Source organism: Adlercreutzia sp. ZJ473 (genome assembly GCF_013185065.1).
Taxonomy (GTDB): Bacteria; Actinomycetota; Coriobacteriia; order Coriobacteriales; family Eggerthellaceae; genus CAAEEV01.
In genome coordinates this window covers 16,446-40,827 of the sequence record NZ_JAAVTO010000020.1, presented here as the reverse complement: position 1 = coordinate 40,827, position 24,382 = coordinate 16,446, and the positions used below count along the sequence as shown (strand labels likewise).

The following is a 24,382-nucleotide window of genomic DNA, read 5'->3' as shown; positions in this document are numbered from 1 at the left end:
ACCTCCTTTCATCGGCTGGGCCGCTGCGGGGTCGCTGCGGCCTCCGCACTCAACCGTACGCGTTCGGCTGAGTGTGAGAAAAGATGTCGAAAATGAGCAGGTGTTCGGCTGGCAATGAAAATTAACGGCAACGTCGCAAGCGGCCTGCGGCCTATTATGTGGATGAATCCCCTTGCAAAACGCTGAGGGGAGCCGTAGAATAAACAACTGCTGTTTTCGCTGTGCTGCGTGAGCAGTGCATGCCTATATCGAATGAGAGTATTTTTAGAAGGAGTCACACTTCATGGCTGTTAAGATTCGCCTCGCTCGCCATGGCGCCAAGAAGCGCCCGTACTACCGCATCGTCGTCGCCGACTCGCGCGCCCCGCGCGACGGCAAGTTCATCGACGAGGTTGGCCGCTACAACCCGCTGACCGAGCCTGCCACGGTGAAGTTCGACATGGAGAAGGTTGAGAAGTGGATCGCCAACGGCGCTCAGCCCACCGACACCGTCGCTCGTCTGCTCAAGGGCGCGCGCGAGGACGCGTAAGCCATGTCTGAGCTGACGGAGGATCTCGCGGGCTTGGTGGACGTGGTCGTCCGCCCCTTGATCGAGTTCGAGGAGGATCTCGAGATCACTGCCGACGAGGCTGAGGACGGCGCCGTCATCGTTGAGATTCGCGTCAACGAAGAGGACGCCGGCAAGGTCATCGGCCGCCAGGGCCGCGTCATCAAGGCCATTCGCACGCTCGCCCGCGCTGCCGCGTCGCGCTCGGGCGTTCCCGTCGAAGTGGAGCTCATCGACTAGATGCGCAGCTGGATTGATGTCGCCACGTTGGCGCATACGAAAAATCTGAACGGAGGGCTCGTCGCACGTGCTGCGTCGGGCCTTCCTCTTTTGCTGTCCGAGGGCGTGCGCGTCGCCTTGGTGCCGCCGGTCCTCGACGCCCCGCGTGACGTGACCGTCGCGCGCGTCGTGCCGCGATCCGAGGACGAGGCGCTCGTGTTCTTCGAGGAGGTCGAGACCGCCGACATGGCCGAGCTGCTCGTGGGCTGCCACTGCCTCATGCGCCGCGACGAGGTCGACCTCTCTTCGTCCGACGTTGCATCCGACCTGCCCTCGTGGGAGGGGTGGAGCGTGCATGACGTGCGCGCGGGGCACGTGGGCGAGGTCGAGGTCGTGGAGGACCGCCCGCTGCAGCCCCTGCTCGTGGTGGCGCGGCCGGACGGCTCGTCCGCGCTCATCCCTCTCGTGGAGGAGTTCGTCGTGAGCATCGACGAGGACGCGCGGCGCATCGAGCTCGACTGCCCGGCCGGCCTGCTCGACCTGTGAGGAGCCGCCCGTGATCATCGAGACGCTCTCCACGTTCCCCCGCATGTACGACTCGGTCATGGGGTCGTCGATGATGAAGCGCGCCCAGGACAAGGGGATCATTTCGTTTCACGCGCATGACCTGCGCGACTGGACCCACGATCGGCACCGCACCACCGACGACGACCCCTACGGCGGCGGCGCCGGCCTCGTGATGAAGTGCGAGCCCCTCTTCGAAGCCTACGAGGACATCGTCGGCGCTCCTGCTCCTGTTCCCACTCTTGATCCCTTCGCCCTGCTCCGCGGGCAGGGGAATGCTCGGTCGCTCAGACAGTCCTGCTCGCACGAAAGCGCCGGCGAATGTGCCGGGGACGCATTTGCCGCGAGCGAGGAAGGCGCGCCCAGGGGTGCTCACCAAGCGAGTTCCGCACGAGCCGAAATGCCCGGCGGGCATTTCGCGCGAGCAGGACTGTCCGAGCGACTGAGCTCCCCTGAGCGCGCCGACGTCCCCGAGTACGAGGGCGCCCTCGAGCTTGAGCGCGAATGCGCTCCCGGGCACGGCGCCCCCGCCCCCACGGTCATCTTCCTTGCCCCGCAGGGCCGCCGCTTCGACGACGCGTACGCCTCCGAGCTGGCGCAGCGCGAGCGGCTGCTGTTCGTCTGCGGGCACTACGAGGGCATCGACGAGCGGGCCTACGCCCTCGCCGACGAGGTCATATCGCTCGGCGACTACGTGCTCACCTCCGGCGAGCTCGCCTCCATGGTGGTGATCGACGCGGTGGTGCGCAAGCTGCCCGGCGTGCTCGGCGCCCCCGACGGCCCCGTCGACGAGTCGTTCACGAGCGGGCTTCTGGAGTACCCCCAGTACACGCGCCCGGCGAGCTTCCGTGGCCAGGAGGTGCCGGCGGTGCTCCTGTCAGGGGACCATGGCGCGGTGGCGCGCTGGCGGCGGAACATGAGCCTCGAGCGCACGGCGCGGTGGCGTCCCGACCTGCTCGAGGCGTTCGAGCGCGCGGGCAACCTCACGCCCGCTGATCGGGAATTTCTGGAGACTTTAGCGGGTGAGCAGGGGAGTTAGGCCCGAAGCGCTATCATAAGCGATTACCGCAACCTGTCGACTCTACGCGTTTGCGCCTGTGGCGCGGCGCGTTTTTCTGAAAGGGGACCTTGAGGCCACATGTACTCCGGTCAACACGCTGACGCGCGCAAGCCGAGCATCGGACGCAAGCTCGCGTCCCTGCTGGGCATGGTCGTCCTGATCGTCGCGTTGTCGTGGGGCCTGCGCACCTTCGTGTTCCAAGCCTACGAGATCCCGTCGGGCTCCATGGAGGAGACCATCATGACCGGCGACATGGTGTTCTCCGAGAAGGTCAGCTACTACCTCGGCGAGCCCGAGCGCGGCGACATCGTCACCTTCGCCGACCCCGAGATCCCCTCGCGCATCCTCATCAAGCGCGTGATCGCCACCGAGGGCGAGACGGTCGAGCTCATCGACGGGCGCGTGGTGATCGACGGCGTGGCGCTCGTGGAGCCCTACACGCGCAACCTCCCCTCCTACCCGCTCACCCCGGCCTACGGCGAGGACATCAGCTACCCCTACACCGTCGGGGAGGGCGAGCTGTGGGTCATGGGCGACAACCGCACGAACTCGCAGGACTCGCGCTACTTCGGCGCGATCGACGCTTCCACGGTCACCGGCAAGGCGGTGCTCACGTACTGGCCGCTTGACCGGTTCGGCCTGCTCTCGTCCGAGGGCTGACGCAAGTAAACAGGCGCGGCCACTGCGCGCGAAGTGGCACACGTGACATATTCGAGGAGAGCCATGTCAACGGAAACAACGGGCGGAGCCGGCGCAGCCGCGCAGGGCATGCCGCCGACGTTCCAGGACGTCATCATGAACCTGCAGCGCTACTGGGCCGACCAGGGCTGCGTTGTGCTGCAGCCCTACGACAACGAGGTGGGCGCGGGCACGTTCCACACCGCCACCACCCTGCGCTCGCTCGGCCCGGGCACGTGGCGCACCGCCTACGTGCAGCCGTCGCGCCGCCCCACCGACGGCCGCTACGGCGAGAACCCCAACCGCCTGCAGCACTACTACCAGTTCCAGGTCATCATGAAGCCCTCGCCCGACAACGTGCAGGAGCTCTACCTCAACTCGCTGCGCGCCATCGGCATCAACGTCGAGGAGCATGACGTGCGCTTCGTCGAGGACGACTGGGAGAGCCCGACGCTCGGCGCCTGGGGGCTCGGCTGGGAGGTCTGGATCGACGGCATGGAGTGCACGCAGTTCACCTACTTCCAGCAGGTGGGCGGCTTCGAGTGCAGGCCCGTGCCCGCTGAGATCACCTACGGCCTGGAGCGCCTGACCATGTACATCCAGGGCGTCGACTCGGTGTACGACATCGTGTGGAGCCGCGGCGACGACGGCACCGTGTTCACCTACGGCGACGTGTTCCTCGAGAACGAGCGCGAGTTCTCGGCCTACAACTTCGAGGTGGCCGACACCGAGCTCCTCTTCGGCGAGTTCGACCGCTACGAGGCGGAGTGCAACCGCGTGCTCGAGCAGGGCCTGCCGCTCCCGGCCTACGACTACGTGCTCAAGTGCAGCCACGCGTTCAACCTGCTCGACGCCCGCGGCGTCATCTCGGCGACCGAGCGCATGGGCTACATCCTGCGCGTGCGCACCATCGCGAAGGCGTGCTGCGCGAGCTACCTGGAGCACGTGGCGGGCGTGGCGCCGGCTGCCGAAGACGAGAAGGAGGCATAGGGGAGATGGCGAACAAGACGCTTGCTTTCGAGATCGGCACCGAGGAGCTGCCGGCGTTTGACCTGCATGCGGTCACGGGGAAGCTCGAGGGCCTCTTCCGCGCCGCGTTTGACGCCGAGGGCATCCCGGTAGGCGCGGTCGAGGCGTACACCACGCCGCGGCGCCTCGCGGTGGTGGCGCACGACGTTCCCGCGCGCACCGAGGCCACGGAGGAGGTGTTCCGCGGCCCCGCGGCGAAGATCGCGTTCGACGCGGAGGGCAACCCCACCAAGGCCGCCCTCGGGTTCGCGCGCGGCAAGGGCGTCGACGCGTCGAGCCTCGAGCTGCGCGACGAGAACGGCACCCAGTACGTGTACGCCGTGAGGCGCACGCCCGAGCGCGACGTGGTCGAGCTGCTCCCGGCGGTGCTCGAGGGCGTGATCGGCGCCGTCTCGTGGCCCAAGACCCAGCGCTGGGGGAGCCGCTCCGAGCAGTTCAGCCGCCCGGTGCGCTGGCTTTTGGCGCTGTTCGGCGAGGACGTGGTGCCGGTCGCGTGGGCGGGCCTCGCGGCCGACCGCCTGACGCGCGGCCACCGCTTCCTGGCCCCCGGCCCGCATGCGGTCGCGTGCGCCGAGGAGTACGTCGACGTGCTGCGCGGCGCCTTCGTGGTGCCGAGCGAGGCCGAGCGCGAGGCCATCATCCGCGAGCAGGTGCGCGCCGCCGAGGAGGCGACCGGCCTGGTCGCCGAGCTCCCGGCCAAGATCATGGAGGAGGTCGTGAACCTCGCCGAGTACCCCACCGTCATGGTCGGCACCTTCGACGAGCTGTTCCTGGCCGTGCCCAAGGAGATCACCGTCGACGCCATGCTCGTGCACCAGCGCTACTTCCCGCTGTTCAACGCCGACGGCACGCTCGCCAACAAGTTCCTCATCACGTCCAACGGCGACCCGGCCTTCGAGGCCAACATCGTCGACGGCAACGAGCGCGTGGTGGCCGCCCGCCTCTACGACGCGAAGTTCTTCTACGACGAGGACTGCAAGCGCCCGCTCGCCGACTACGTGGAGCGCCTCGACGAGGTGGTGTTCCAGGAGAGCCTCGGCACCATGCGCGCGAAGGCCGACCGCATCGTGCGCGTGGCCACCCACCTCGCCGCCGACGCGCAGCTTCCTGCCGCCGACGCCGCCGACGCGGCGCGCGCGGCGCTCCTCTGTAAGGCCGACCTGGTCACGGGCGCGGTGGTGGAGTTCACCAGCGTGCAGGGCGTCATGGGCTACTACTACGCGCTCGCCTCGGGCGAGGGCGAGCAGGTGGCGCGCGCCATCGGCGACCACTACCGCCCGCGCTTCTCGGGCGACGAGCCGCCCGCGTCGCTGGTGGGCAAGGTGGTGGCCACGGCCGACAAGCTCGACACCATCTGCGGCCTGTTCGCCGCAGGCCAGGGCCCCACGGGCTCGTCCGACCCGTTCGCCCTGCGCCGCAGCGCGCTCGGCATCATGACCATGCTGCTCGCCGAGGAGGGCGCGCTCGAGGTGTCGCTGCTTTCCGCCGTCGACGCGTCGCTGGCGGCCTACGCCGAGGCGGGCCTCGAGTTCGACCGCGAGGCCGTGCGCGCCGAGGTGGTTGACTTCTTCGTCACGCGCACGAAGGTCATGCTGCGCGACGCCGGCATGGGCGCCGACGCCGTCGACGCCGTGCTCGCCGCAGGCGTGCAGGAGCCGGTGGAGTTCGTGAGGCGCGTGCGCGCGCTCGAGGTGGCGCGCCGCGCCGAGCGCGAGACGTTCGACGACCTGGCCACGGCCTTCGCCCGCGCGAACAACCTGCGCGACGAGGCGCTCGGCGCCGACGTCGACCCCGCCGCGCTCGCCGACGCCGCCGAGCGCGAGCTCATGGACGCCGTCGAGGCGGCCGAGGGAGCCTGCGCCGCGGCGCTCGAGGCCGACGACTACGCGGCTGCCCTGCGCGCGCTCGCCGCCCTGCGGGCGCCCGTCGACCGCTTCTTCGAGGACGTCATGGTCATGGCCGACGACGAGGCGCTGCGCGCAAACCGCCTGCGCCTGCTCAACCGCTTCGTGGGCGTGTTCGCCCACGTGGCCGACTTCGGCCTCATGGCCAAGAAGTAGCTCGCACCGCTCGCCTCCGGCTGCGCCGGGGGCGAGCCCTTCTCGTCGACTTTGCTGGCCCTGTGAGATCGGAGCCTCTCATGGAGAACCACAGCCCCAAGGAGCGCGCCGCGCGCATCCCCACCATCCACATCATCTCCGACTCGGTGGGCGCGACCGCCCAGGCGGTGGCGCGCGCCGCCGCCGCGCAGTTCGGCGTCATGAACCCCAAGATCGAGACGCTGTCGAAGGTGAAGACCTGCGAGGAGATCAGCGACTTCCTCGACGAGCACGTGCACTACCACATCGACGACCTCGGCAACGACGAGATGCTCGTGTTCTACACGCTCGTGAACAACGAGGTGCGCCGCGGCATGCTCGCGTACTTGGAGGAGCACCCCAACATCGTGGCGGTCGACCTCATGACGGGCGCCGTCGGCGCGATCGCGCACATGAGCGGCCTCGAGCCCGCGTCCAAGCCGGGCTCGCTGCGCGTGGCCGACCCGCACTACTTCCGCCGCATCGAGGCCATCGAGTTCACCATCGAGCACGACGACGGGCGCAACCCCCAGGACCTCACGCAGGCCGACATCGTGCTCATCGGCGTGTCGCGCTCGTCGAAGACGCCGCTGTCCATCTACCTCTCGCAGCAGGGCTACAAGGTGGCGAACATCCCGCTCGACCCGTCCACGACCCCGCCGAAGGAGATCTACGACGTCGACCGCACGCGGCTGTTCGGGCTCATGACCACCGCCGAGGTGCTCGTCGACATCCGCCAGCGCCGGCTCGGCGCGGGCAAGGCGAGCCTCGTGGCGGGCCGCTACGCCGAGCTGGAGTACGTCTACGAGGACCTCGAGCGCGCCCGCGCCCTCATGCGGCAGCTCGGCTGCATTATCGTACACACCGAAAAACGCGCCGTTGAGGAGACCGCTCAGGAGATTTTACGGTACTACGAGCGCTCGCACCCCCCGCTAACTGGTACTATTGACTAGGACTCGTTTACGCGGGTCTGGATTTCCAATGCGCGCCTTCGGCCGGGAGGTGGGGCGCGCAGGTAGGCAACTGCACGCTTTTGGTGCAACGCATTATAAGGAGAAAAAGGTGAGCGAAGAAGTGAAGCGCGTCTACGCCTTTGGCAAGGACGCCCAGGGGAACAACGTGACCGAGGGCAACACCGACATGAAGGCGGTGCTCGGCGGCAAGGGCGCGAACCTCGCCGAGATGGCCAACATCGGCCTTCCGGTTCCTCCGGGATTTACCATCACGTGCCAGACCTGCATGGAGTACGCCAACGCGGACAACACCTGGCCCGAGGGAGCGCTTGACACCATCCACGAGTATCGCGAGGACCTCGAGAAGCGCATGGGCAAGAAGATCGGCGACGCGGAGGACCCGCTGCTGGTCTCGGTCCGCTCCGGCGCGCCCATGTCGATGCCGGGCATGATGGACACGGTGCTGAACCTGGGCCTCAACGACCAGTCCATCAACGGCCTCATCAAGCAGACGGAGAACCCGCGCTTCGCCTGGGACTCCTACCGCCGCTTCATCCAGATGTTCTCCAACGTGGTCATGGGCCTCGACGGCGACCTGTTCGAGAACGCCATCACGGCCATGAAGAACGCGCGCGGCGTGGCCTCCGACACCGACCTCACCGCCGAGGACCTCACCGAGCTCGTCGTGGAGTTCAAGAAGATCTTCACCGAGAACGTGAGCGCCGAGGAGTACCCCTCGCTCGTGGTCGACGGCACCGTGCAGTTCCCGCAGGACCCGATGATCCAGCTGAAGCTCGCCATCGAGGCCGTGTTCGGCTCCTGGAACAACCCGCGCGCGGTCCTCTACCGCAAGAAGAACAAGATCGCCGACGACCTGGGCACCGCCGTGAACGTGCAGTCCATGGTGTTCGGCAACAAGGGCAACACGTCCGCCACGGGCGTGGCCTTCACGCGCAACCCCGCCAACGGCGCCAAGGAGTTCTACGGTGACTACCTGGTGAACGCCCAGGGCGAGGACGTGGTCGCGGGCATCCGCAACACGAGCCCCATCGCCGAGCTCAAGAACGTCGAGGGCCTCGAGGAGGCGGGCAGCCAGCTCGAGGAGATCTTCGTCACGCTCGAGAACCACTTCCGCGACATGTGCGACATCGAGTTCACCATCGAGCAGGGCAAGCTCTGGATGCTGCAGACCCGCGTGGGCAAGCGCACCGCCGCCGCCGCGCTCCACATCGCCATCGAGATGGAGAAGGAGGGCCTCATCACCAAGGAGGAGGCCGTCGGCCGCGTGGAGCCTGACCAGCTCGACCAGCTGCTGCACCCGCAGTTCGACAAGAACGCCACCTACGACGTGGTCGCGCGCGGCCTGAACGCCTCCCCGGGCGCTGCCGTGGGCGAGGCCGTGTTCTCCGCCGCCGACGCCGTGGCCGCCGCCGAGGCGGGCCGCAAGTGCGTGCTCGTGCGCTGGGAGACCACGCCTGACGACCTCGCCGGCATGATCGCCGCCGAGGGCATCCTCACCTCGCACGGCGGCAAGACCTCGCATGCCGCCGTCATCGCGCGCGGCATGGGCGCCCCCTGCGTGTGCGGCGTCGAGGCCCTGAAGATCGACGCCGAGAAGAAGGAGGCCGCCATCACCGGCACCGACCTGGTGGTCTGCGAGGGCGACATGATCTCCATCGACGGCACCACGGGCATCGTGGTCCTCGGCGCGGTCGACCTCGTGATGCCCGAGCTCACGGGCGACCTCGACACCATCCTCGAGTGGGCCGACGAGTTCCGCACGCTCGGCGTGCGCGCCAACGCCGACAACCCCGAGGACGCCGAGCTCTCCCGCAGCTTCGGCGCGCAGGGCATCGGCCTGTGCCGCACCGAGCACATGTTCCTCGGCGACCGCAAGCAGATCATCCAGACGTTCATCCTGAACGAGGACGAGCTCGTGCGCGAGAAGGCCGTGAACGACCTGTTCGAGGCCCAGTCGGGCGACTTCTACGGCATGTTCAAGGCCATGGACGGCCTGCCGGTGATCGTCCGTCTGCTCGACCCGCCGCTGCACGAGTTCCTCGAGAGCCCGCGCGCGCTCGACGTGGAGATCGCCCGCATGGAGGCCACCGGCGCCGACGCGGCCGCCATCGCCGAGAAGCGCGAGCTCATGGAGAAGATCGACTCGTTCGCCGAGCAGAACCCGATGCTGGGCATGCGCGGCTGCCGCCTCGGCATCGTGTACCCCATCCTGCCCGAGATGCAGGTGCGCGCCATCGCCACCGCCGCGGCGCGCCTGAAGAAGGAGGGCCTCGACCCGAAGCCCGAGATCATGATCCCGCTCGTGTCCGTGAAGGCCGAGCTCGCGAAGCTGCGCGGCGTGGCCGAGAAGGTCATCGCCGAGGTGGCCGCCGAGGAGGGCGTCGAGCTGGAGATCCCGATCGGCACCATGATCGAGCTGCCGCGCGCGGCCGTCACCGCCGACGAGATCGCCACCCAGGCTGACTTCTTCTCCTTCGGCACCAACGACCTCACCCAGACGACGTTCGGCTTCAGCCGCGACGACGTCGAGGCCGAGTTCGTGCCGCAGTACCTCAGCCAGCGCCTGCTGCCCTACAACCCGTTCGCCACGGTCGACGCCGGCGTCGCCAAGCTGGTGAAGATGGGCGTCGAGCTCGGGCACGAGGGCAATCCGGATATCATGTGCGGCGTGTGCGGCGAGCACGGCGGCGACCCGGACTCCATCCACACGTTCAACGCGATCGGCCTCGACTACGTGAGCTGCTCGCCCTACCGCGTCCCGGTGGCGCGTCTGGCGGCTGCCCAGGCGGCGATCGCCTCTAAGTAGGCGCGCGCCATGCGGCCTGAGCGCTGCGGCGCGCGTCACGGCGGGCCGCACGGCTCGGTCGCAACGCAATGCTTCGCCGCGGCGCCGCGGCATGATGTGCCGGGGCTGCAAGCTCAAGCGCGAATCGAAGAAGGGTGCGTCGTCTCCAGACGACGCACCCTTTCTACGTCGTTGCCGCCTACGGCGATGCCGTCGTCCGCTTCAGCCGGCCGCATGCCTCGTCTGCGGTAAAATGGCTTGAAAGGGCTCGGTGGCGGAATCGGGGTGATACGATGGATGTGCGCGATGCCTACAGCGCGGCGCTTTCGTGGTGGCGCGGCCTTGATGCCGATGCGCGCGCCGTGGCACTCGATGCGTTTGCGGTGAGGTTCTCCTACAACTCTGGAAAGATCGAAAACGACGAGATCACGTATCGCGACACGCATGAGGTGTTCGACAGGGATGGCGTGACGTCGTATACGGGGAGCTTGCGCACGCTCTTCGAGATCAAGAACTTGAAAACGGCATGGGAGTGGCTGCTCTCGTCGGTGCGCAAAGGCGCTTCCGTCGACGAGGACTTGCTGCTCGAGGCACATCGCCTGCTAACCCGGGGCACGTACGATGAGGATCGATGGGCGAGAGGCGAGCGCCCGGGAACGTTCAAGCTTGGCGATTACGTTGTGGGAGCACGCGATACGGGAGTTGCCGCAGGTGACGTCCCTCGGGCGATCGGCGATGTGCTCAGCGAGGTTCGGGAGGCGCTGGAGGCTTCGAATGCCCAGAAGAACGCGCTCGTTATCGCTGCGTACCTGCATGCGCAGATTGCGCGCATCCATCCGTTTGCGGATGGCAACGGCCGCACGGCGCGCTTGCTCGGGAACTTCGTCTTGCTTTCGCTGCGGCATCTGCCCGTTTCCGTCGACGAGGCAGATCGCCTTTCGTACTACGGTGCGCTTGATGCGTTCGACGCGGATGGCTATCTGGATCCGTTCGTCAGCTTTCTCATGGTCGAGACGGTGAAGACGTGGGGCGAGCGCGCTGGTTGCGCAGGCCATGCAGGGGGTTTGCCATGAGGATATGGCAGGATGCGACCGGCGCGCTCATTACCGACGAAGCGCTTGTCCGCTACGTGGCGGCCTATGGGAGCCTTGGGGCGGCTGCGGCCGCGGGCGACGTGCGCCTGGTGGAACGTGGACGTGAAGATGCGCGCAATGAAGCGAAACCCGCGCAATGCGATCAAGGCTCAGCTTGCGCCGATGCGGAAGTGAAGGGGCGCGGCGCTGTCTTCGGTCATCGTCCGGGGCGCTTTGCGTCAAAGGACCCCTCTCGGCGGCTGAAAGACTACCTGGTGCCGTAAGGGGCTTGGCGTTCTATGACGAGCATCATGTTCGGGATCTCCCACGGAATCGTTCTCTCCAAAACGTCCCCAGCCAGCTCGTAGACATTGCCGTAGTGATATCAGAACGCGCTCCTGTTGCACTTCGCGGCATCTGCTCCATGTGGAAGCGTCCCTGCGGGGGCTCTTCTTTTTTGGGCGGGCCCGGCATGCGGCGTGTGTTTCTCCCCAGTTGCGCTAAAATGGGGCTGTTTTACCTAGGTTGACTTTGTCGGGGAAATGGGTGCCTATGGAACTTCACATGGAACGGCTGCCGCGCACCGTCGAGCTCGTGCGCACTGAGCAGCGGGCTGCGGGCGTCGAGGGGGGCGTGCCTGCGCTGCGCCTGCTCGACCAGACGCAGCTTCCCTCGCGTGAGGTGTACTGCGAGATCTTCGACTGGCGCGAGGTGATCGAGGCCATCAAGGCGCTGCGCGTGCGCGGGGCGCCTGCCATCGGCATCGCGGGCGCGGCGGCCGTGGCGCTGCGCGCGGCGGAGTTCGTGTGGGCGCGCGCCGACGACCACCGCGCCGGCGCGGGCGACTTCGAGCGGGTCTTCGTGCTCGACGAGCGCGCCTTCGACCCCGACCTCTACTGGGCCGCGCTCGAGCTCGCGGCGCGCATGATCGCCGACGCGCGCCCGACGGCGGTGAACCTCTCGTGGGCCGTGCGCCGCGCGTGCGCGGTGGCGCGCACGGCGCTCGACATGGGCTCCGGGCCGCGCGAGGTGGCCGACGCGCTCTTCGACTTCACACGCGCGCTCGCCGCCGAGGACGAGGCGGCCAACCGCGCCATCGGCGCGCACGGGGCGGGCCTTCTGCCCGAAGGCGCGCGCGTGCTCACGCACTGCAACGCGGGCAGCCTCGCCACCTCCTTCTTCGGCACGGCGCTCGGCGTGGTGTACGCAGCCGCCGGGCAGGGCAAGATCGAGCGCGTGTACGCCGACGAGACGCGCCCGGTGGGGCAGGGCGCGCGCCTGACGGCGTGGGAGCTCGCACGCGCGGGCGTGCCCGTGACGCTCATCTGCGACGACATGGCGGCGTCGGTGATGGCCGCCGGGCTCGTTGACGCGGTGGTGGTCGGCGCCGACCGCATCACGGCGCGCGGCGACGTGGCCAACAAGATCGGCACGTACGGCGTGGCGGTGCTCGCGGCGCACCACGGCATCCCCTTCTACGTGGCGGCCCCCTCGTCGACCATCGACTTTGCGCTCGAGCGGGGCGAGGACATCCCCATCGAGCAGCGCGCGGCCGCGGAGGTGTGCCCCGAGCCCATCCCCGGCGTCGACGTGCTCAACCCCGCCTTCGACGTGACGCCGGCCGACCTCGTCTGCAAGATCATCACCGAGCACGGCGTGTACGCGCCGCGCGAGCTGGCCTCGGCTTACCGGAAGGAGTGAGACATGCGCATCGTCTACCGCGAGGATCGCGAGCAGCTCGAGCACGTGAACCTGTCGGAGGACGCGTGCTTCTCCGACGAGAGCGAGGGGCGCGAGCGCTCGACGGAGCCTGACATGCTGCGCGGCGACTTCCAGCGCGACCGCGACAAGATCCTGCACACGAAGTCGTTCAGGCGGCTGTCGCACAAGACGCAGGTGTTCCTGGCCGCCGAGGGCGACCACTTCCGCACGCGCCTCACGCACACGCTCGAGGTGGCGCAGATCGCGCGCACCATCGCGCGGGCGCTCGGCTTGAACGAAGACCTGACCGAGGCCATCTCGCTCGGGCACGACCTGGGGCACACGCCCTTCGGGCACACGGGCGAGGACGCCCTCGCGGGCTGCCTGGCGCGCCTGCGCGGCATCGACCCCGCCTCGCCCGAGGCCGCGGCGCTCTACCAGCACAACGAGCAGTCGCTGCGCGTGGTGGAGGTGATCGAGAACGGCGGGCGCGGGCTGAACCTCACGCCCGAGGTGCGCGACGGCATCGTGCATCACACCGGGCGCGAGCGCGCCGAGACGCTCGAGGGGCGCATCGTGGCCGTGGCGGACCGCATCGCGTACGTGAACCACGACATCGACGACGCCATCCGCGCGGGCGTCCTGCGCGAGCGCGACCTGCCCGCCTCCACGCACGCGGTGCTCGGCCCCGACCACTCCTCGCGCATCCAGACGCTCGTGACCGACATGGTGGTCACCTCGGCGCGCGAGGACGACATCCGCATGAGCGCGCCGGTGTGGGACGCCATGATGGAGCTGCGGGCGTTTCTGTTCGACAACGTGTACCAGGCCAGCGTGGTGCTCGAGGAGGTGGAGAAGGCGCAGCGCCTGATCGAGGCGCTGTTCTCCTACTACGTGGAGCACGTGGGCGAGGTGCCCGCCGAGTACCGGGCGATCTCGGCGGGGGACGACCTGCGCGCTGTGACCGACTACGTGGCCGGCATGACCGACCGCTACGCCAAGAGCCAGTTCCGCCTGCTGTTCGAGCCGAGCTCGATCCACTACTAGCGGAGCTGCCGGCGCGGGGCGGCGAAGGACGCGTTGGGGGGCGGACGCGGCGCGAAGCGGCGAAGGGCGGCGAAGAACGGCGGGCTACGAAGGGCCGCGTTGGAGCGCTGCGGGGTGGCCGGGCTTAGCGGGTTTCAGCGGGGTACGCCGCCTTTCGCGGAATGATTTGGAAACGGCGGGCCGCACGGCTATAATGGCTAGGCTTATGTTTACCCGTGACCACATCAAAGACGCGTTCCACGCGGCGGTGCCCATCATGCTGGGCTACGTCGCCATCGGCATCCCCTGCGGCATCCTGTGCGACTCCATCGGCCTCAACGCCCTGCAGGTGCTCCTGCTCTCGGCGCTGTTCTACTCGGGTGCGGGTCAGTTCATGATCCCGAACATGTACCTGGCGGCCTCGCCCCTGGCCTCCATCATCGCGAGCGTGTCGCTCGTGAACACGCGGCAGATGCTCTACGCGGCGTCGTTCGCGCCGGAGTGCCAGAACGTGAGCCGCCGCCTCGCGTTTCTCTTCGCAGCCACCGTGACCGACGAGAGCTACGGCGTCTCCACGGCCAAGTTCGCGGAGGGCGGCTGGTCGGTTGACCGCGCGCTCATGGTGAACCTGTTCTCGCAGACCTCCTGGACCGTCTCGAACGTGGTGGGCGTGCTGGTGGGCAGCGCCATCGGCATCCCGCTTGACATCGCGGCGTTCGCCATGACGTCCATCTTCATCTGCCTGCTCGTCACCCAGAAGATGACCTCGGCGAACATCGTGGCCATCGTGCTGGCGATGATCGGCGTGTACGCATGCAAGGCCGCGGGCCTCACGGGCCCGGCCATCCTGGTGGGCGCGCTCCTCGGCGTGGCGGGCGCCATGGCGTACGCAGGCGCGCGCGACCGGCGCATCGTGGCCGCCGCCCGCGCCGCATCCGGCGAGCAGGGGCGGGAGGAGCGCTCGTGAGCTGGGAGGAGTTCTGGATAGTGCTCGTCATCTGCGGCGCGTGCATGCTCGCGTGCCGCACGCTGCCCCTGCTCTTCCTGAAGGGCCGCGAGCTGCCGAGCTCCCTGAGCCGCGCGCTCGGGTTCATCCCGCCTGCCGCCTTCGCCGCCCTGGTGGCGAACGACCTGCTCGCCCCCGGCATGTTCGCCGCAGGCGTCTGGCCCGCGGCGGTGCCCCTGGCGCCGGCGCTCGTGGTGGTCCTCGTGGCCGCCAAGACGCGCTCGCTTCTGTGGAGCGCGGTCGCCGGCGTGGCGGCCTACGCGCTCCTGCTCGCGCTCTGACGCGCGGCTTGCGCGCTCTGGCGGCGGCAGCCCGCCGCCTGCGTTGTTCGTGCGCCTAGCTCGCGACGGCTTGCCGTCCGCGCGGCCTGCGTCACCCTCCATCCGCCGGTCCCCCTTGCGTCGACTCCTCTTGCCGCCTGCGCCCGTCTTCCGCCGTTCGCGCCCACCGAAGGTTACCAATCTTTAATTCGTAACACCGCAGGCGGCGTTCCCTGCTATACTGTGTTACGCATACTGAATTGGTAACACCCTGCGGCGACGGAAGCACCGGATGCGCGGGGTGCGAGGGAAGGAGCGGGAAATGTCCGAGATAACGCGTCGATCGTTTGTGAAGGTCGCTGGCATGAGCGCCTTGGCGGCGGCCCTCGGGGGTACGCTCGCAGGCTGCGCGGGCGAGGGCTCCTCCGGCCAGAGCGCGTCCTCGGCGGGCGCCGCAGGCGACGCAAGCGCGAAGAGCCAGGTGGTGGTCTCCATGACCCCGGGCTCCGAGCCGGCCGCCGGCTTCGACCCCCTGTACTCCTGGGGCTGCGGCGAGCACGTGCACGAGCCGCTCATCCAGTCCACGCTCATCACCACGGACGTCAACCTTGAGTTCCAGAACGACCTCGCCACCTCCTACGAGTGCGCGCCTGACGGCATGACCTGGAAGTTCACCATCCGCGACGACGTGAAGTTCACCGACGGCAAGCCGCTCACGGCCGAGGACGTGGCGTTCACCGTCAACGGCATCATCAACAACGAGGCGGCCGAGGCCGACCTGTCGTCGGTGCGCGAGGCGCGCGCCCTCGACGCCGTCACGGTCGAGCTGGCCATGGCCAAGCCCAACAACGCGCTTCTGTACACGCTCGCCGTGGTGGGCATCGTGCCCGCGCACGCCTACGGCGCCGACTACGGGTCGAACCCCGTGGGGTCCGGCCGCTACCTGCTCGAGCAGTGGGACCGCGGCCAGCAGGTGATCCTCACGGCCAACCCCGACTACTACGGCGAGGCGCCCCTGATCGAGCGCGTGGTGGTGCTGTTCATGGAGGAGGACGCGTCTCTGGCCTCGGCGCAGTCGGGCCAGGTTGACGTGGCGTACACCTCGGCGACGCTCGCCGGTTCCTCCCCGGCGGGCTACGAGCTGCTCAACTGCAAGACGGTCGACTCGCGCGGCATCTCGCTGCCGTGCGTGCCCGCAGGCAGCCCTGACAAGGTGGAGGAGGGCGACGTGGCCTACAAGGTGGGCAACGACGTGACGTGCGACCTCGCGCTGCGCCAGGCGCTCAACTACGGCATCGACCGCGTGCGCATGATCGACCACGTGCTCAACGGCTACGGCACCGAGGCGTGGAGCGTCGGCGACGGCATGCCGTGGTCGTCGCCCGACATGCGCGTCGAGGTGGACCCCGACCGCGCGCGCCAGATGCTCGAGGAGGGCGGCTGGACGGCGGGCGCCGACGGCATCCGCGCGAAGGACGGCGTCCGCGCGGCGTTCGACCTGTACTACTCCGCCGGCGACTCCACGCGCCAGGCGCTCGCCGCCGACTTCGCCGACCAGTGCAAGGAGCTCGGCATCGAGGTGAACGTCAAGGGCGCGAGCTGGGACGACATCTACCCCCACCAGTACAGCGACCCGGTGCTGTGGGGCTGGGGCTCCAACGCCCCGGTGGAGCTCTACGAGCTCTCGCACTCGGAGGGCTGGGGCAACTACGCGAGCTACGAGAGCGCCGAGGTGGACGCCAACCTCGACGCCGCGCTCGCCCAGACGAACGTCGAGGACTCCTACGCGTTCTACCAGAAGGCCCAGTGGGACCCCGAGACGCGCACGGGCGTGGCGCCGCAGGCTGCCTCCACGTGGGTGTGGCTCGCCAACGTCGACCACCTGTACTTCCAGCGCGCGGGCCTGCACGTGGCCGAGCAGAAGCCGCATCCGCACGGTCACGGCTGGTCGCTCGTCAACAACGTCGACAAGTGGGAATGGCGCTAGGTTTTATGCTACGATAGCGCGCCATGGCGAAGTACATCCTACATAACGCGCTCAGGTTCCTGCTGCTCATGGTGGCGGTGAGCGTGGTCGTGTTCACGCTGGTGAGCCTCTCGCCGGTCGACCCCGTGCAGGCGAACGTGGGGCAGGCGGCGCTCCTCTCCATGAGCCCTGAGAAGCGCGCGCAGCTCGACGCCTACTGGGGCGTGGGCACGCCGCTCCCCGAGCGCTACCTCAGCTGGGCGTCGGCGCTCGTGCAGGGCGACATGGGGACGTCGCTGCGCTACAACGCGCCGGTGGCGCAGGTGATCGCCGCGCGCGCCGCGAACTCGCTGGCGCTCATGGCGATCGCCTGGGTGGCGAGCGGCGTGATCGGCTTTCTGCTCGGCGTCTTGGCGGGCGTGCGCCGCGGCAGCCTCGTGGACAAGCTCGTGAAGAGCTACTGCTTCGTGCTGGCGGCGAGCCCGACGTTCTGGATCGGCCTTCTGTTCCTCATGGTGTTCGCCGTGGGGCTGGGGTGGTTCCCGCTGGGCTTCTCGGTGCCGGTGGGCAAGGCGGCCGCCGACGTGACGCTGCTCGACGCCCTGCACCACATCGCGCTGCCCGCCATCACGCTGTCGGTGGTGGGGGTGGCCAACGTGGCGCTGCACACGCGCGAGAAGACGATCGACGTCATGGAGAGCGACTACGTGCGCTTCGCGCGGGCGCGCGGCATGACCGCCTGGCAGGTCGCGCGGCGCCACGGGCTGCGCAACCTGGTCCTCCCCGCCATCACGCTGCAGTTCGCGCAGATCTCCGAGATCTTCGGCGGGTCGGTCCTCGTCGAGCAGGTGTTCTCCTACCCGGGGCTCGGGCAGGCGGCCGTGACGGCGGGCCTCGGCGGCGACGTGGCGCTGCTCGCGGGCATCGCGCTCGTGTCGGCGGCGCTCGTGTTCGGCGGCAACCTGGCGGCGAACGTGCTCTACGGCGTGGTCGACCCGCGCATGCGGCGAAGGGGAGGCGCGCGATGAGCGCCGTCACCACCTTCCATCGGCCGCAGGCGCGGCGCATGGCGAACCGCCGCGCGACGCTCCTGGCGTGCGTGGCGTCGGCGCTGCTCCTGGCGTGCGTGGTGGGCGCGGGATTGGCCTGCTTCGACGCGGCGACGAGCACCGACTTCACGCAGAAGAACCTCGCGCCCTCGCTTGAGCACCCCTTCGGCACCGACTGGATGGGCCGCGACATGCTCACGCGCACGCTCGCGGGGCTCTCGACCAGCGTGCTCGTGGGGCTGATCGCGGCGGTGGCGTCGTCGCTGATCGCGCTGGCGCTCGGCGCGGCGGCGGCGCTCGGCGGGCGGCGCGCCGACGCGGTGGTGTCGTGGCTCGTGGACCTCATGATGGGCGTCCCGCACATCGTGCTGCTCATCCTCATCTCGTTCGCGCTGGGGAAGGGGTTCTGGGGCGTGACCGTCGGCGTGGCGCTCACGCACTGGCCGAGCCTCACGCGCGTGATCCGCGCCGAGATCCTGCAATGCAAGCAGGCCGGCTTCGTGGGAGCGGCGCGCCAGCTCGGCGTGGGGCGCGTGCGCATCGCGCTGCGCCACATGCTGCCCTACGTGCTGCCGCAGTTCCTCGTGGGGCTCGTGCTGATGTTCCCGCACGCCATCCTGCACGAGGCGGCCGTGACGTTCCTGGGCTTCGGCCTGCCGCCCGAGCAGCCGGCCATCGGCATCATCCTGTCGGAGTCGATGACGTACCTGTCGGCGGGCGCCTGGTGGCTCGCGCTGTTCCCGGGCCTGGCGCTCATCGGCGTGGTGATGCTGTTCGACGTGGCGGGCTCGAGCCTGCGCAAGCTCGTCGACCCGCATTCGGCCCAGGAGTAGGCGGGTGAGCGAGAATGGTTAGGGAAGAGAAGATGACGCATCGCGAGGACGCTCGGGCGCGCCATGAGGACGCGGCGCACCGCGCGCGGGCGCACCATGAGCAGACGCGGCACGAGGACGCGCAGGCGCACCACCACCACACGCACGCGCCCGCGTCGCGCCATGCGCACGGGCACCACCTCCTGCAGGTGGAGGACCTCACGGTGGCGTTTCGCATGTACGACGCCGACGAGCCCTACCTCACGGCGAGGCAGCGCGAGGCGCGGCCCATCGAGCGCCTGTCGATCTCGGTGCACGCGGGCGAGATCGTGGCCGTGGTGGGTGCGAGCGGCTCGGGCAAGTCGCTTCTGGCCGACGCCGTCATGGGGCTCTTCGAGCCGAACGCCACGGTGATGGGGCGCATCTGGTTCGACGGCGAGCCCATGGACGCCGCGGCGCTCGCGCGCGTGCGCGGGCGGGGGATCGCGCTCGTGCCGCAGAGCGTGGCGAGCCTCGACCCGCTCATGAAGGTGGGCGCGTTCGTGCGCGGCGCGGCATGCGGGTGCGGGCGGGCGCGGCGCGAGGACGCGGCGCGGCGGACCCGCCGGCAGCGCGAGCTCTTCGCGCGCTACGGGCTGGCCCCCGAGGTCGAGGATCTCTACCCGCACGAGCTCTCGGGAGGTATGGCGCGCCGCGTGCTTCTGTGCTGCGCGCTCATGGACGCGCCGCGCGTGATCGTGGCCGACGAGCCCACGCCCGGGCTCGACCTGGAGCTCGCCGTGCGCGCCATGGACGACTTCCGCGCGTTCGCCGACGCGGGCGGCGGCGTGATGCTCATCACGCACGACATCGAGCTCGCGCTACGCGTGGCCGACCGCGTGGCGGTGTTCAGGGACGGCACCGTGGTCGAGGAGACGGCGGTGACGAACTTCGCCGCGCCCGAGCTGCTCGAGCACCCCTTCTCGCGCGCGCTCTGGCACGCGCTGCCCGAGCACGGCTTCGCCGCGGGCGCGGGCGCGGGGAGCGCGTACGCCTCCGCGGGCGCGCCGAGCAGGGGAGGCGAGGCGCTGTGACGCTCGTGGCACGTGACATCACGTTCGGGTACGCGGGGCGCCCCGCGCTCTACGCGGGCTTCTCGCTCGAGGTGGCGCCGGGGGAGCGCGTGGCCCTGAGCGCGCCCTCGGGGTTCGGCAAGACGACGCTCTGCCGCATCTTGGCCGGATACGAGCGCCCGCAGGGCGGCGCGGTGACGGTCGACGGCGCGCCCCTGCCGCGCCGCGGCGCCTGCCCCGTGCAGCTGATCGGCCAGCATCCGGAGAGCGTGCTCGACCCGCGCATGCGCATGGAGGCGTCGCTCGCCGAGGCGGGCGCGGTGCCGGACGAGCTGCTCGACGCGCTCGGCATCCGGGACGCGTGGCTGCGCCGCTTCCCGCACGAGCTCTCGGGCGGCGAGCTCCAGCGCTTCTGCATCGCGCGCGCCCTCGCCGCGAGCCCGCGCTACCTCGTCGCCGACGAGATCTCCACCATGCTCGACGCGGTCACGCAGGCGCAGCTGTGGCGCTTCATCATCGCGGCGGCGGACGAGCGCGGCATGGGGATCGTGCTCGTCTCGCACTCGCCGGCGCTCACCGCGCGCATCGCCACGCGCACGGTCGACCTGGCGGCCGCCCGCGCCGAGCACGCGGCGGCGGGGGAGCGGTAGGGGAGGCGCTCGCAGGCTTGCGCTTCGCCTGCCCCGCCGGCGCGGCCACCAGCCCGAGAAGCCCGATGAGGTCAGCCCGAAGCGCGCCTTTCGGAAAAATTCGCCGTTGATCGTGCTGTTTTGCTTGCAAACTGCGGGATGAGGTGATATGCTTCCAAATCGTGTCTTTACCTAAACGATACTTAAGTGTAACCGTGGGAATATAGAAGGAATCGACAATGGACATCATTCGCGCTATCGAGCAACAGCAGATCAAGCAGGACATCCCTGATTTCAACGTGGGCGACAACGTGAAGGTCCACTACCGCATCACCGAGGGCAACCGCGAGCGTATCCAGGTGTTCCAGGGCGACGTCATCCGCCGCCAGGGCGCTTCCTCGCGCGAGACGTTCACCGTGCGCAAGATCAGCTTCTCCGTGGGCGTCGAGCGCACCTTCCCGGTGCATTCCCCCAAGATCGAGAAGATCGAGATCACTCGCCGCGGCGACGTGCGTCGCGCCAAGCTGTACTACCTGCGCAACAAGGTGGGCAAGGCTGCCAAGATCAAGGAGAAGTCCTTCCGCTAAGGCCCATGCCGCATAACCTGTCTGAGAGCTCTCCTTTGGGGGAGCTCTTTGTTTGAGGTGCGGATGGCGGGACGAGGCGAGGCGGTGGGCGGCGCTCCCGCTCGCCCCGTCTTCCGCGACGCGCGCGGCGGGGCGGGGGCGAGACGTGACGAAGGAGGCTGAGACGTGCTGGACCTGACGGTTCCCGAGATCAAGCGCAAGCTGCAGGAGGCCGACGAGGCGGCCTTCGCGGTGCTCGAACGCTCGCTGGTGGCCGACACGCGCAAGGGCGTGCGCCGCGCGGTCGAGGTGGCGCGCCGCCGCCTCGAGGCCGAGGCCGCCGAGCGCGAGCGCGTGGCGGGCATGTACGCCTTCGAGCGCGCGCTGGCCGCCGAGCGCGGCGGGCGCGTGTGCGTGGGCCTCGACGAGGTGGGCCGCGGGCCTCTGGCGGGGCCGCTCGCGGTGGGCGCGGTGGTGCTGCGCGACGACGACGTGATCGAGGGGCTCAACGACTCCAAGCAGATGAAGCCCGAGCAGCGCGAGGCGATCGCCGCGCAGGTGAGGCAGCGCGCGCTCGCGTGGACGGTCCAGTACGTGCAGCCTGACGAGATCGACGCAGCGGGCATGACGGCCTCGCTCACGGCGGCGTTCAGGCACGCGGTGGCCGCCGTCGAGGCGGCGGGCGTCATCCCCGACGTCATCCTGCTCGACGGAAACCCGCTGCACCTCGACGCGCGCGAGGTCAACGTGGTCAAGGGCGACGCCCGGTGCGCCTCGATTGCCGCCGCCTCCATCGTGGCGAAGGTGGAGCGCGACGCCCTCATGGTGCAGCTCGACGCGCAGTACCCGGGCTACGGCCTCGCCTCCAACAAGGGCTACGGGAGCGAGGAGCACATCCGCGCCATCAAGGAGCGGGGGCTGAGCCCCGCGCACCGCGCGTCGTTCTGCACGGCCTTCACGCAGCCGACGCTGTTCTAGGGGGTCAGGTCCTTCTCCTCCCCGGAGTTCCCTTCAAAGCGGGTCCGGGGCGCGGCTCGGGGCGCGGCTCGCCGTCCCGCCCCTCCTTTCGTCCCGCTGCTTTCGACTCTTCTGCCAGGTTGGGCGGATGATTCCGCCTGAAGCGCGTGCGGCCCCTGCTTGATTCGCGCCAGATGCGCGCGGCGCGGCGGCACCGCGGCGGCGCGCTGCCGCCGGCATGTTGCGACGAGCTCGCCGCATGGCGGGCCAAGTCCGCGCGCCTTCCTGCCCGACCTGCGCCATATGCCCGTCAGACGGCGCCTCTATGCTTGCCTTGCGAGAGACAAGGAGGCAGGCTATGGCACGGTCAAGCCAGGCGGAGTACGTCGAGCTCGGTCCTGAGGAGCGCGAGCGCGATGACGCTGCCGCCAAGAAGAGGGGGAGGAGCCGCGGCCAGCGCAACCGCGAGCTCGGCCAGCGCGGGGAGGACGCGGCGGCGCGCTTCCTGTACCGCCGCGGCTACGACATCGTGGCGCGCAACTGGACGTGCAGCTTCGGCGAAGCCGACATCATCGCGCGCGACAGCAACGCGCTCGTGTTCGTGGAGGTGAAGACGCGCTCGAACTGCAGCAAGGGCTTTCCGGCCGAGGCGGTGAGCGCGGGCAAGCGCGACAAGTACGAGAAGATCGCGCTCGCCTTCCTGTCACGCTACGAGACCGACGTCGATCTGCCCGTGCGGTTCGACGTGGTGTCCATCGTGGCGGTCTCGCCCGACCGGGCGCTCGTGCGCCACATCATCAGCGCGTTCGGGACGGCGTGAGAGGTGGGCGCGCAGTGCATGGTCGTGGGCGCGACACTGCGGGGCGTGGAGGCGCGGCCCGTGGCCGTGGAGGTGGTGGTGTCGAGCGGGCTTCCCGGCATGGCCATCGTGGGCATGCCCGACGTGGCCGTGCAGGAGGCGCGCGAGCGCGTGCGCGCCGCCATCCGGGCGTCGGGGTTCGCGATGCCGAACGAGAAGATCGTCGTGAACCTGGCGCCGGGGGACGTGCGCAAGACGGGCTCGGGGTTCGACCTGCCCATAGCGCTGGGCATCCTGGCTGCGACGGGGCAGGTGGACCCGGGGCTGCTCGCGGGCCGGCTCTTCGTGGGGGAGCTCTCGCTCGAGGGGAGCGTGCGGTCGGTGGCGGGCGCGCTCGCCTTCGGGATCTGCGCCGCGCGCCAGGGGCTTGCGCTGGTGAGCTCAGGGGAGCAGGCGGTGCCGCTCGACAGCCTCGTGCAGCTGGCGCTGCCCTCGCTGGGCCGCTTGCACGCGGAGGAGCCGTTTGCGCCCGTGGCGTGCTCGAGCGTCGCTCAGCCGCGCCCGACCGACGCTTCCGCGCCCGATTTCAGGGACGTGTCGGGCCATGAGGCGGCGAAGCGCGCGCTGCAGATCGCGGCGGCGGGTCGGCACGGGCTGCTCATGATGGGGCCTCCGGGGTCGGGCAAGACCATGCTCGCCTCGCGCATCGCCTCCATCCTGCCGCCGCTCGGACAGGACGAGATGCTCGAGGCGGCGGTGGTGCACTCGGTGGCCGGGGAGGACGTCTCCGGCATCCTGGCGGGCGAGCGGCCGTTTCGGCACCCGCATCACTCGGCGACCCCGGCAGGGCTCGTCGGGGGCGGGAACCCCTTGCGCCCGGGCGAGATTTCCCTCGCCCACCAGGGCGTCCTCTTCCTCGACGAGCTTGCGGAGTTCAAGGGCGCGGCCCTCCAGGCGCTGCGCCAGCCGATGGAGTCAGGGGTGGTGTGCCTCACGCGCGCTGACGGGAACGTGTCGTTCCCCGCGCGCTTCATGCTGGTGGCGGCGTCGAACCCCTGCCCCTGCGGGTACTTCGGCGACCCGGAGCGCGCCTGCACGTGCACGCTGCCGCAGATCAGGCAGTATCAGGGGCGCATCGGCGGGCCGCTCATGGACCGCATCGACCTGCAGCTTGACGTGGCGCGCCTCGATCCGAGCGGCGTGCTCGACGCGGGGCGGGGGACGAGCTCGGCGCAGCTGCGCGAGGGCGTCATGCGCGGCCGGGAGTTCGCGGCGCGGCGACGGGCGCGCGACGCGGCCGAGGCTGGTGGCGCGGCGTCATGCGCGCGCCGAGGAGGGCCGCAGGAGGTGATCGCGGCATGCCGGCTCTCGCCGGAGGCCGAGGCGTTCATCGTGTCCACGGCGCAGGCGTGCTCGATGAGCGGTCGTGCGCTCGTGAGCGTGCTCGGCGTGGCGCGCACCATAGCCGACATCGCCGAGCGCGACGCCGTGGGCGCGGATCATCTGGCGGAGGCGCTGGGCTTCCGCCTGCGCGAGGGGATAGGAGGCTGAC

At 69.5% G+C, this 24,382-nt stretch carries 24 protein-coding genes and 1 pseudogene; all 25 read left to right on the top strand.

The window, feature by feature from the left end:
* Positions 1–283: 283 nt before the first annotated feature.
* Positions 284–529 (top strand): 30S ribosomal protein S16, encoded by a 246-nt coding sequence (gene rpsP / locus HRL41_RS05495; protein WP_165048032.1) that lies wholly within the window; start codon positions 284–286, stop codon positions 527–529.
* Positions 530–532: 3 nt separating this feature from the next.
* Positions 533–787 (top strand): KH domain-containing protein, encoded by a 255-nt coding sequence (locus HRL41_RS05490; protein WP_165170471.1) that lies wholly within the window; start codon positions 533–535, stop codon positions 785–787.
* The gene (locus HRL41_RS05485; RefSeq protein WP_172135889.1) at positions 788–1,312 is read left to right on the top strand and encodes a ribosome maturation factor RimM; all 525 of its coding nucleotides are present in this window, start codon (positions 788–790) and stop codon (positions 1,310–1,312) included.
* A 70-nt stretch (positions 1,313–1,382) separates the two neighbouring features.
* Positions 1,383–1,553, top strand: a pseudogene (locus HRL41_RS12425) (tRNA (guanosine(37)-N1)-methyltransferase TrmD); the annotation flags it as partial.
* 177 nt (positions 1,554–1,730) lie between these two features.
* Positions 1,731–2,369, top strand: coding sequence for a tRNA (guanine(37)-N(1))-methyltransferase (locus HRL41_RS12420; RefSeq protein ID WP_371808803.1), 639 nt, complete (start codon positions 1,731–1,733; stop codon positions 2,367–2,369).
* Between the two features lie 99 nt (positions 2,370–2,468).
* Complete coding sequence (gene lepB / locus HRL41_RS05475; protein ID WP_165170467.1) at positions 2,469–3,050, top strand: signal peptidase I; 582 nt, start codon at positions 2,469–2,471, stop codon at positions 3,048–3,050.
* A gap of 63 nt (positions 3,051–3,113) precedes the next feature.
* Positions 3,114–4,058, top strand: coding sequence for a glycine--tRNA ligase subunit alpha (locus tag HRL41_RS05470; protein WP_165170465.1), 945 nt, complete (start codon positions 3,114–3,116; stop codon positions 4,056–4,058).
* 5 nt (positions 4,059–4,063) lie between these two features.
* Positions 4,064–6,157 carry a glycine--tRNA ligase subunit beta gene (glyS, locus tag HRL41_RS05465; RefSeq protein ID WP_172135887.1) on the top strand — a complete coding sequence of 698 codons (2,094 nt, stop codon included), beginning with the start codon at positions 4,064–4,066 and terminating at the stop codon, positions 6,155–6,157.
* Positions 6,158–6,237: 80 nt separating this feature from the next.
* The gene (locus tag HRL41_RS05460; RefSeq protein ID WP_165170461.1) at positions 6,238–7,128 is read left to right on the top strand and encodes a pyruvate, water dikinase regulatory protein; all 891 of its coding nucleotides are present in this window, start codon (positions 6,238–6,240) and stop codon (positions 7,126–7,128) included.
* A 109-nt stretch (positions 7,129–7,237) separates the two neighbouring features.
* Positions 7,238–9,955, top strand: a complete 2,718-nt coding sequence (gene ppdK, locus HRL41_RS05455) for a pyruvate, phosphate dikinase (RefSeq protein WP_172135886.1) — start codon at positions 7,238–7,240, stop codon at positions 9,953–9,955.
* 272 nt (positions 9,956–10,227) lie between these two features.
* A complete protein-coding gene (locus tag HRL41_RS05450; protein ID WP_172135885.1) occupies positions 10,228–11,007 on the top strand; it encodes a Fic family protein in 780 nt (259 codons plus the stop codon).
* A complete protein-coding gene (locus HRL41_RS05445; protein ID WP_172135884.1) occupies positions 11,004–11,291 on the top strand; it encodes a hypothetical protein in 288 nt (95 codons plus the stop codon). The genes HRL41_RS05450 and HRL41_RS05445 overlap by 4 nt, the downstream gene beginning before the upstream one ends.
* 280 nt (positions 11,292–11,571) lie before the next feature.
* Positions 11,572–12,708, top strand: coding sequence for an S-methyl-5-thioribose-1-phosphate isomerase (gene mtnA, locus HRL41_RS05440; RefSeq protein ID WP_172135883.1), 1,137 nt, complete (start codon positions 11,572–11,574; stop codon positions 12,706–12,708).
* Positions 12,709–12,711: 3 nt separating this feature from the next.
* The gene (locus HRL41_RS05435; RefSeq protein ID WP_165170455.1) at positions 12,712–13,755 is read left to right on the top strand and encodes a deoxyguanosinetriphosphate triphosphohydrolase; all 1,044 of its coding nucleotides are present in this window, start codon (positions 12,712–12,714) and stop codon (positions 13,753–13,755) included.
* A gap of 205 nt (positions 13,756–13,960) precedes the next feature.
* Complete coding sequence (locus HRL41_RS05430; RefSeq protein WP_172135882.1) at positions 13,961–14,701, top strand: AzlC family ABC transporter permease; 741 nt, start codon at positions 13,961–13,963, stop codon at positions 14,699–14,701.
* Complete coding sequence (locus HRL41_RS05425) at positions 14,698–15,021, top strand: AzlD domain-containing protein (RefSeq protein WP_172135867.1); 324 nt, start codon at positions 14,698–14,700, stop codon at positions 15,019–15,021. The genes HRL41_RS05430 and HRL41_RS05425 overlap by 4 nt, the downstream gene beginning before the upstream one ends.
* A gap of 301 nt (positions 15,022–15,322) precedes the next feature.
* Positions 15,323–16,987 carry an ABC transporter substrate-binding protein gene (locus tag HRL41_RS05420; RefSeq protein ID WP_172135881.1) on the top strand — a complete coding sequence of 555 codons (1,665 nt, stop codon included), beginning with the start codon at positions 15,323–15,325 and terminating at the stop codon, positions 16,985–16,987.
* Positions 16,988–17,010: 23 nt separating this feature from the next.
* Positions 17,011–17,994, top strand: a complete 984-nt coding sequence (locus HRL41_RS05415) for an ABC transporter permease (protein ID WP_172135880.1) — start codon at positions 17,011–17,013, stop codon at positions 17,992–17,994.
* Complete coding sequence (locus tag HRL41_RS05410; RefSeq protein ID WP_206214504.1) at positions 17,991–18,848, top strand: ABC transporter permease; 858 nt, start codon at positions 17,991–17,993, stop codon at positions 18,846–18,848. Before HRL41_RS05415 ends, HRL41_RS05410 begins: the two co-directional genes overlap by 4 nt.
* Positions 18,849–18,880: 32 nt before the next feature.
* On the top strand, positions 18,881–19,900 hold the full coding sequence (locus tag HRL41_RS05405; protein ID WP_253904719.1) for an ATP-binding cassette domain-containing protein: 1,020 nt from the start codon (positions 18,881–18,883) through the stop codon (positions 19,898–19,900).
* Positions 19,897–20,529, top strand: a complete 633-nt coding sequence (locus HRL41_RS05400) for an ATP-binding cassette domain-containing protein (protein WP_172135878.1) — start codon at positions 19,897–19,899, stop codon at positions 20,527–20,529. The genes HRL41_RS05405 and HRL41_RS05400 overlap by 4 nt, the downstream gene beginning before the upstream one ends.
* A 218-nt stretch (positions 20,530–20,747) precedes the next feature.
* A complete protein-coding gene (gene rplS, locus HRL41_RS05395) occupies positions 20,748–21,095 on the top strand; it encodes a 50S ribosomal protein L19 (RefSeq protein ID WP_165048132.1) in 348 nt (115 codons plus the stop codon).
* A gap of 168 nt (positions 21,096–21,263) precedes the next feature.
* A complete protein-coding gene (locus tag HRL41_RS05390; RefSeq protein ID WP_172135891.1) occupies positions 21,264–22,052 on the top strand; it encodes a ribonuclease HII in 789 nt (262 codons plus the stop codon).
* A gap of 337 nt (positions 22,053–22,389) precedes the next feature.
* Positions 22,390–22,851, top strand: coding sequence for a YraN family protein (locus tag HRL41_RS05385; RefSeq protein ID WP_241157214.1), 462 nt, complete (start codon positions 22,390–22,392; stop codon positions 22,849–22,851).
* Positions 22,852–22,854: 3 nt separating this feature from the next.
* Positions 22,855–24,381 carry a YifB family Mg chelatase-like AAA ATPase gene (locus HRL41_RS05380; protein ID WP_371808801.1) on the top strand — a complete coding sequence of 509 codons (1,527 nt, stop codon included), beginning with the start codon at positions 22,855–22,857 and terminating at the stop codon, positions 24,379–24,381.
* The last annotated feature ends 1 nt before the right edge of the window (position 24,382 follow it).